Raw genomic sequence first — 7,791 nt, 5'->3', positions numbered from 1 at the left:
AAGCCAGTGAATCAGAAATCATCCAACAGCGCGAGGTTTTTGCGGGTGTCCAGCTCGTGAGAGAGATGTTAAATCGACGGTAAAAACCATGGCTTCTATGGGGAGTTTGGAATTTTCTAAGCCGAACAAAAATGGAAGTCCGACCCGTGAGTCGATTGTGCGACGTGTCGGTCCTCGCGACAATCGCTAAAAACTGAGAATTCTAATTTTGATCGTCAAATTTCTAAATTTGAGCGGCGAGCTACAATGAGCAAGAAAGATAAGTCACTGAATTTCAATATCTTTTTGAATAAAAAATAGAAAAAGAAAGAATGGTGGGCCCGGAGGGACCAATAAAATTCCAGAAAATGAAATAATTTCAATGCAGATATGTCCCACACACCGGCATCTGCGCCTATTTGAAATCAATGCTTTACATTTAGGGTGTCCCACGAAATAGGTGATCGTTTTTAAGCCTGCTCTGAAAAACCACGGCAATTTTGTTCACGAGACGTTCTTTGTTTTAACCACTACAGATGTTTTGATTTTGCCCATCACAATAGTCTGAGCAGAGGTCGAGACCTATTCGAGATTGCGGCTCCTTTCGGTCTGCTGCTCTCTGATTAGAATTACAGAGATCGAGTTTCGGCTTTTGCGTTTGCCCGAAGTCTAGTCAACACCACGGGAGTTGAATTGCAATGGATCTCCAGTCATTTAGACAAATTGTCACCTCTACAAATAGCTCAATAGACAAAAACACAAACCCAAAAGATCTTTATAAATATGTAGGTCTGCAGGAAAGCGGGACTTATCAATTAGGCTCCGTAACAGACGCGCTTTACCACCGTATCGACGCTGCTTTTGTCTGCGGAAAAACTAAAGTGAGTACTCTCTGCTTTGATTTGATCACTGACCTCATTCGCGAGCACGTTATATTAAATGAGCCGCTTGCCCCTCATTTGGAAGTCTTGGTTCGTATAAGAGACGCGGTAGTATCCACCGATGAAGATCGGTCCGATATTGAAGGTGATTGGGTAACCGCCGTGCAAGCTGCTACGGATCACATGGCGCTAACTTCTCAATACATGACAACCCCAAACCGTGCCTATGCACGGCAGTTCGAAGTTGCAAAAGCTGCCAGATCACTCAAAGAAGCAGGTTACAGCATTCGACTTGAGCCTCGCTGGATCAGTGTCGAAGAAGCCTCCGAGACGCGTTTAATTGGAGACATTGAAAAACTCATTTCAACAATGGGTGGCCTGAATGTGGCTCGAAGGTTGTTCGAGGCAATTACACCAGTTTACGATGCCTCTCTCCAACGTTACCACCTCGTTCCGCCGATTTCGATGTTGGGGGGACGTCGTCCTCAAGTCCCTTGGGGTTATCTACTACAACTCGCGGTTAAGCACTTTTCCGGAAAAAAGCCCTATCAAAACACCGACCACAATTGGCAAAAGCTAATTCTTTTAATCTCTACCTACGCTGCAGTGGTCGATGTCCAACCCTATGCCCCGTCAGTATTTGGCAATTTTGATCCCCACCTGCTTTTGAAACATATTCAGGAAACAGCACTCTATGACACTATGTTCCGAATGCCCCAACTTCGGCCATCGGACGCTGAGAGACTTTGTCGAGGCCTGCTTGGCTTTATTGATCCTGAACTGACAACGCCCGACGGCTGGACGCTCGGACAAGCGTTGGATGTTGTCGCCGCACTTTTTAAATGTACTCCTGATGTTCGCGGACCGGTTGTCATCTCAGAAAAATGCGTCTGCCGCGCACTGCCACATATACCAAAGAAGATTGTGGCTAACTTACTCAAAAAAGTCTTATGCCATCCATATAGCGGAACCAATCAGAACTTCTTTCGCCCAACTGATGCACCTACACAGGAGACGCAGCAGAAGGGCATGGACTTCCTTTTCAAACCCCTGCTCCCCATGGGTGGTGGGTGCTATATGATTATCGACCGATCTGTCGCGGCCGCGGCATGCCCGGAAGCCTTACTCATCGCGTTCCGAGCATTCGAAAAGAATTTGGACACCCTCGTCGGCAAACAAGCCGAGGCTTTCTTGAAGGAAGAGTTAACCAGACGTGGCGTGCCGGTAAGTTGCGGGAATTACGATGTGGGTTCTGAAAACGGAGAGTGCGACATAGTTGTTGAGACGAATGAGGTTATCGTCTTCATCGAAATTAAGAAAAAAGCTCTAACCCGAAAAGCTAGAGCTGGCAGCGATGTGAATCTCGCAATCGATCTCGCCGAAAGTCTGCTATTTGCGCAGGCGCAAGCCGGAAGTCATGAGAAACGTTTACGAATTGCTGGCGAATTAGAACTCGATGATTGTGGCCACCGCTATAGTCTAAAGCTTAATAATCGAAAGATCGAACGGGTCGCTGTGGCTATCCTTGATTATGGCAGTTTTCAAGATCGAATGTTTCTCAAACATATGATGGAAACTACGCTTGGGGCCACGTTCACACCTGTGCAGCCAGAAATGAATGATCGTTTCGATAAGATAAATGCTGAGATCCGTAAGATACGTGATCAGGTTGTCTCTCTGTTTCCTGGAGGAGCCAAGATTTCCCAGCCCTTCTTCCATTGTTGGTTTTTGAGCCTTCCCCAAATGTTGGTGGTATTGGATGAAGTATCGGATGCACATAGCTTTTGGATAGAACTTAAGAAAACACGTCACTTCACCACAGGAACGTCTGATTTTTATTACGATCACTCTCAGGTGAGGCGAATGAAAGCAGAATTGCCAGCTACCTAGGCTGCGTGGAAGGCTACATTCATGATTCAAGCCGGAGCGTTTGCGTTACATTGGGTTTAATTTGCTTGCTGCTGCCCATGATCAGGAGCCCACCTGCTGGCATCACCGAAAACCCGCGTAGAGAGCGACGAAAATGGTTTCACGGGACGTGGACATAGTTGCACCCGCAGTTGTAGCGTGCTTTCGATTACTTGGTTTGAACTCCAGCCGTTGTATCCGAACTTTAGTTCTTGACAGCCCAATCGGTTGGCAATATTCGAAAGATGCGGCAGTAGCCTTATTATGGCAGAGGCGCTGATCTTTGATCAGAAGTCCCGGTTCGATTCCGGGCTGTCGAGAGCAGAGCTGCTGCCCTGTTCTCGACAGCCCGTGATGACCATGGACCAAGCAGCGAAGTTAGAAATTTTCCAAGCTCAAGTGCAGAATGCACGCTCATTGAAGACGGCACTGCGGCAGGTTCACAGATGCGTCAACGATGCGCTTCGCTCAAACGACGAAGCAGGAGTTTCGGCGTTCACTAAGACGTATGCGCTTCTTTTCTGTTCGTGGGCTGAAGCCAATTTCTCCAAGATAATTCATACGCCTTACGGTTTTGAGATCGACGAGATCGAAGAGATACAGAGGGCAAAGGGCGATGGAATAGCTGCCGCTTGGAAGAAGGCCGTTGATCTTGGATTGCGTCACCTCGACGCAAAAAGAGGTAGCTTCCAACCAAACACTAAGAAGAAGCTGTTCGAGGCAATAGATCTGCATGTGCTCGACCCAAGTCTATTCAGGAACAAACTCGCTCACGGCCAATGGACTGTTGCGCTGAACCGAAAGAACGATGCTGTTCAAGCGGAACGCACTAAGCAGATAGCAGCGATGGACGTTGTACAAGTGAGTTCATGGATGCGCGGGCACGAATTGATGGCCGAGGCCGTCGAAGCACTCATCGAATCCCCTCACAAGGCGTTCATGCGCGACTGGTACCAATATGTTGTTGAACTAGAAGAAAATATTATTCGCTCCAAGCAAAGGACTTTACAGCAGCATAAACAGAAATTGATTGATAAGGACGCTCGCACTGGCGCGCGAGCAAAGCGACTTCGGACCGATAACACGTAACTCCAATTCTTTCACGGTCGAAGTCCGACAAATCTATCCATCCAGTTTGCCACGATCAGCCCGGCACGATATCCAACGCCCAGTGTGCATCCAGCGCCAGATCCAAACACTTCGGTCGCTTGACCTGCAAAGTGACCTTACCCCCCAATCCGGTGGCAAAATTTCCAATTCATGTTTCACAACAGGTCCACGATAAAAAAGTGGCCCCTCAGTCTTTGTGCCCACGTCCCAGCAGGTTCTTGATATCCTGCTTTATCTCTTTCAAATCATCGTCCCGCGCCTTCAAGGCCTGTTCCAGAAGGGCAATCTGTTTTTCGTTGGTGATGACCCGGCGCACAAGCCAGATCACCCCGCCTACCATGGTGCTGAACAGCCCCGCTAAAAACTTTTCTGTGTCGATGTTCAACGACGCCCCCTGATCGCGCTAGAGATTGCCTGAGCTGCAGCCACCACCCCGCCCGATCCGAAGACAGATGCAAAGATGGTGTCGACATAATGCTTCACCGATGGCGGGTAATCCGCCACCGACCAAGAGAAATTGCCGATTGTGTCGAGCGTTATCAGGGCGAACCAGACAGCTGCCGAACCGGCGATGACCGACCAGACCCACCAGAAGGCACGATACCGCCTCGCATCGGCCCGTTCTTCTGCAGCGATTGCCGCATAGCGCTCGATCACATCGGCCCGGATCTTCTCGCGTTGGGTATCATTGCTGACTACATGGTCAACGCTTCCCATGATCCGATCAAACGGCCCCGAGAAGAACAGCTTCACAATCGCCCACATCACGACACCTCACGGCCAAACAGCGTGTTGAACCGGCGTTGCCAAACATCACGGTAGCGCCATCCAAACCAGACCAGAGCCAGAACCACAGCAGCCAGTGCAAAGTAGCCCCAAGGAAGACCGGAGAAGAACGCGCCGAGGGTAGACACCACGGAAAGCCCCCCGCCCTGTGTGAGCGTTTCCTTTGCAGCAACGGCATCACGTCTGAGCTGTGCCAGTGTGGCAGGCCCGATAATCCCGTCATTGGTCAGGTGTGGGTGCGTCTTTTGGTAGGCCAGAACAGCGGCCTTGGTGCGCCGTCCCATCCATCCGTCAATCTTGCCCGGATCGAACCCAAACCGGGTAAGCGCCTCCTGGGCCTCTTTCACAACCGGATCAGGCTTACTCGGCTGGCTGGTGACGTCACGCTGAACGCCCTCGCCTATGCCGGCATATTCGCCGGTCAGGAAAAGATGGGCTTCCTCTTTGCGCCGACGAACCAGACCGGCAAGCTTGCGACCTCCTGCCTTGTTGTAGTTGGCGGCCCAAACCTGCGCGGCCGCGTCCTTCTGGCCCTTCTGCCAGAGCCGGAACGCTTTCCACGTTACAAACTTCGGCCCCAGGTTGAAGACAGCAGAAACCGCCGCATCAAACTCGTGCTGTTTTGCCCCTTTCGGCGCGGCAGTCCTGACAGGTGGTTCGTATTCCTCCTTGAGTGCGGCTCGAAGGATCTCCCGGTTCTGGTCGCGGGTGATCGTATCCCCGAGCCGGATCTTGCGGCCAAAGTAACCACGTGCAACACGGCTGGAATTGGTGAAGCCGGTTCCGATCGTGACAATGCCAGCCGGATCCAGATAAGCCCGCGCAACAAAGCCCTCGTGCCCTTCAAGGAAGGCCACGCCGGATTTACTCGTATGCATTGAGAAAGCCCCTTTTATCAGGCACGAAAAAACCGCCCGAAGGCGGTCCAAATCAGTGTAGCGGTGAACAAGGCCCATGCCCTTGGCGGCGAGCATCCACGGGCCAGAAGCGCCCGCCTGAACTCGGCAGAAGCAAAGGCGACATCATGGCCGCGTTTCAGCAGTTCGTCATGAATGGCCGCAGCCAGTAGAACACGCCTGTCATGTGGGCTTTGCAGCCATTCCAAAGTCCAAGGAACGGAGATGTCAAAAACTGTTCCGGCCTCGACAGCCAGAAGCCAATCAGAGCCCTTGCAGCCGATGTGCCAGCGCAAGGTTTGCGTCAGAACGTAGGTTTTCCGTGTCCCCGGCACATGTTCGAAATAATCGAAGCTGGAGAAACCAGACATTACTCGTCCTTCGGCCACCACTTGTCCTCGGCGTAGTCTTCCGGGATCGGGTCCATATTCTTCAGGGCACGAGCCTTAAGGACGTGAGCCGTTTCGTGATTAGCCGCCTTTTGCCCAAATTTGATGACTGTCTGCGCATCCATCGGGATGGCTGTATTGTCCTGTGAAATCCAACTGAAATCCTCATTGCCGCCATGCCAACGCAAGTTGCCTTCTTGCACACCGGCCATAACAGCCATGAACGCCATCTGAGAGGCTCCTGATATGTTGGTCTTGGCGCGGATATCAAAGTCGAAGACCGCGCCGTTAAACTTGAAACCTAGTGCCGTTCGCCTGTCGCGCTCGGTATTCACCTCTTCGCTGGTAGGTTTCGGAACCGGCAGTCCTTCAGGCACCAAAACCCAATCGGCATATTCTGCGGGCAGCTCATGCGGCTCAAGGTGAGATATGCGGTGTTCACCGCTTGAGAGACGATAGGCGTTCATGGTCACGGCCTCACGATTTTGCGGAGGGAGTAGCGGAGTTCAGAAGTATTGACACCACCGGAGGCAAATAGGCGGATCGCGTTGATGGCCGAACCGTTCTGGATTGTGAAATCGTACTCGGACACCGCGCCATTTTCGTTGACGCCACTCGATCTGGTTGTGCAATTAAATCCTGTTGGGGTTACAACAAGTCGTGCAAATCCGCGCCCGCGACTTTGGGTCGGGCCGATGAGATAGCCTTGAGTGGTGACTGCATTGTATTTCAAGAATTGATTGGCGGAATCAAGATACCAACCTGTGTTGGAGTAGCTTGTATCCCAAGAGATACCGCCGTCCGCGCTCACAAAGAGTAATAATTGCGCGGTCTGCGTGTCGGGATCGAACAAATCAATGTCCAGCTCGAAAGTACCCCACCCGTTTTCCAGAAATGGGGCAAGATCAAGCACCACCTCCGAAACGTTCGTCACATGCCCTGAAATACCCTGTTTCAATTCTGCTACCGACTGACTGGATGCCAGCTCAGCAAGCTCCGACCGTTTCGCCAACGGATGGCCGCCCGGTGTTTGGCCGTCATGGACATGGATTGTCCATTCAGTGTCGTTGATCGTCATTTCTGTTGGCACGCCCACAAAGTTAGCGTGTTCGGCGGTGGTCCCCGCTCGGCGCCTACGTTGAACAGCCATTAAAACAGCCTCCCCATATCTTCGAATTCGGTCACTTCATCAGTGATCCGGCCATCGTCGTAAAAGTGATTGGAGTTCTGGATTGCGTGGATTGCAGCCCACAAGGCAGCCTCAGACTGCGCGGCAGCATTTGCGGCCTCCTCTGATCGCTCAGCGTTCTCCTCGGCAGTCTGTAACCAGCCGGGAAACTGGGATGTATCAAGCGGCGCTCCGACCAACTGCCCGCCCTTCATAATGAGGCCTTGACCTTCCTGCAGGCTTGGCAGTTCGAAGTTTGGGAGTTGACCGGGAAGCGTTGCCGGAAACACGATCGTGCGCCCTACCCGAGCGGCAAGGGCCTGCATGCTGACCGCCGTGTCATCAAGCGCGTTCTCAATGACCTTCGGGTCAATTTCGCCACCGGTCAGCTTGTAATGCTGATCGTAGTCACTGACCAAAACCACCGTCAGGCGCTCACCCGGTTTCAGAGCAGAGGCGTCGAAGTGGACCGACCCGGCCTTGAAGTCGCCGCCCGTATAGGTCCAGTTACCCGGAGCCTGCTGGTAAGCCCATTCTATGTTGACGCCATTTGCATCCGTGTGGATGACCGACAGGTTCTTTTCATCAACGAACTGGAAATCCAGATCGACACGACTGGTCACGCCGTCGCCCAAGACCTGGGCGCGGCCTTCCTTCATTGCATCAATTGTCAT

The 7,791-nt window shown here is 51.9% G+C and carries 9 protein-coding genes and 1 tRNA gene; 3 read left to right on the top strand and 7 right to left on the bottom strand.

Translation table 11 applies throughout. The features are described from left to right. Window positions 1-677: 677 nt before the first annotated feature. The 3 genes from F0155_RS08360 (at window position 678) to F0155_RS08350 (ending at window position 3,857) form a co-directional block, all read left to right on the top strand. A complete protein-coding gene (locus F0155_RS08360; RefSeq protein ID WP_150524040.1) occupies window positions 678-2,750 on the top strand; it encodes a hypothetical protein in 2,073 nt (690 codons plus the stop codon). A gap of 266 nt (window positions 2,751-3,016) precedes the next feature. Then, window positions 3,017-3,088 (top strand) — tRNA-Lys (locus F0155_RS08355). Window positions 3,089-3,122: 34 nt separating this feature from the next. Continuing rightward, the gene (locus F0155_RS08350) at window positions 3,123-3,857 is read left to right on the top strand and encodes a hypothetical protein (protein ID WP_150524039.1); all 735 of its coding nucleotides are present in this window, start codon (window positions 3,123-3,125) and stop codon (window positions 3,855-3,857) included. A gap of 208 nt (window positions 3,858-4,065) precedes the next feature. Here the strand turns inward: F0155_RS08350 and F0155_RS08345 are convergent, their stop codons facing one another. The 7 genes from F0155_RS08345 to F0155_RS08315 are packed head-to-tail and all read right to left on the bottom strand — an operon-like array spanning window position 4,066 to window position 7,791. After that, window positions 4,066-4,263, bottom strand: coding sequence for a hypothetical protein (locus F0155_RS08345; protein ID WP_150524038.1), 198 nt, complete (start codon window positions 4,261-4,263; stop codon window positions 4,066-4,068). Next, window positions 4,260-4,646, bottom strand: a complete 387-nt coding sequence (locus F0155_RS08340; protein ID WP_150524037.1) for a hypothetical protein — start codon at window positions 4,644-4,646, stop codon at window positions 4,260-4,262. Before F0155_RS08340 ends, F0155_RS08345 begins: the two co-directional genes overlap by 4 nt. After that, window positions 4,643-5,542 carry a glycoside hydrolase family protein gene (locus F0155_RS08335; protein WP_150524036.1) on the bottom strand — a complete coding sequence of 300 codons (900 nt, stop codon included), beginning with the start codon at window positions 5,540-5,542 and terminating at the stop codon, window positions 4,643-4,645. Before F0155_RS08335 ends, F0155_RS08340 begins: the two co-directional genes overlap by 4 nt. A 17-nt stretch (window positions 5,543-5,559) precedes the next feature. Further along, complete coding sequence (locus F0155_RS08330) at window positions 5,560-5,931, bottom strand: DUF1353 domain-containing protein (protein WP_150524035.1); 372 nt, start codon at window positions 5,929-5,931, stop codon at window positions 5,560-5,562. Further along, entirely contained in the window at window positions 5,931-6,416 is a 486-nt protein-coding gene (locus F0155_RS08325; RefSeq protein ID WP_150524034.1) for a DUF4376 domain-containing protein, read from the bottom strand. The genes F0155_RS08330 and F0155_RS08325 overlap by 1 nt, the downstream gene beginning before the upstream one ends. Before the next feature lie 2 nt (window positions 6,417-6,418). Further along, window positions 6,419-7,099, bottom strand: coding sequence for a hyaluronate lyase N-terminal domain-containing protein (locus F0155_RS08320; RefSeq protein ID WP_150524033.1), 681 nt, complete (start codon window positions 7,097-7,099; stop codon window positions 6,419-6,421). Then, window positions 7,099-7,791 (bottom strand): hypothetical protein, encoded by a 693-nt coding sequence (locus F0155_RS08315; RefSeq protein ID WP_150524032.1) that lies wholly within the window; start codon window positions 7,789-7,791, stop codon window positions 7,099-7,101. Before F0155_RS08315 ends, F0155_RS08320 begins: the two co-directional genes overlap by 1 nt.

Origin of the sequence: Roseibium sediminis (assembly GCF_008711325.1) — a bacterium.
GTDB classification, from domain to species: domain Bacteria; phylum Pseudomonadota; class Alphaproteobacteria; order Rhizobiales; family Stappiaceae; genus Roseibium; species Roseibium sediminis.
Note: the sequence above shows the minus strand (reverse complement) of the source record. Positions and strands in the feature narration are given on the sequence as shown.

Excerpts from the sequence above, each read along its gene's own strand:
- F0155_RS08325 (WP_150524034.1), bottom strand. The coding sequence starts at position 6,416 with ATGAACGCCTATCGTCTCTCAAGCGGTGAACACCGCATATCTCACCTT.
- F0155_RS08315 (WP_150524032.1), bottom strand. The coding sequence starts at position 7,791 with ATGACAATTGATGCAATGAAGGAAGGCCGCGCCCAGGTCTTGGGCGAC.
- F0155_RS08320 (WP_150524033.1), bottom strand. The coding sequence starts at position 7,099 with ATGGCTGTTCAACGTAGGCGCCGAGCGGGGACCACCGCCGAACACGCT.
- F0155_RS08350 (WP_150524039.1), top strand. The coding sequence starts at position 3,123 with ATGACCATGGACCAAGCAGCGAAGTTAGAAATTTTCCAAGCTCAAGTG.
- F0155_RS08360 (WP_150524040.1), top strand. The coding sequence starts at position 678 with ATGGATCTCCAGTCATTTAGACAAATTGTCACCTCTACAAATAGCTCA.
- F0155_RS08330 (WP_150524035.1), bottom strand. The coding sequence starts at position 5,931 with ATGTCTGGTTTCTCCAGCTTCGATTATTTCGAACATGTGCCGGGGACA.
- F0155_RS08335 (WP_150524036.1), bottom strand. The coding sequence starts at position 5,542 with ATGCATACGAGTAAATCCGGCGTGGCCTTCCTTGAAGGGCACGAGGGC.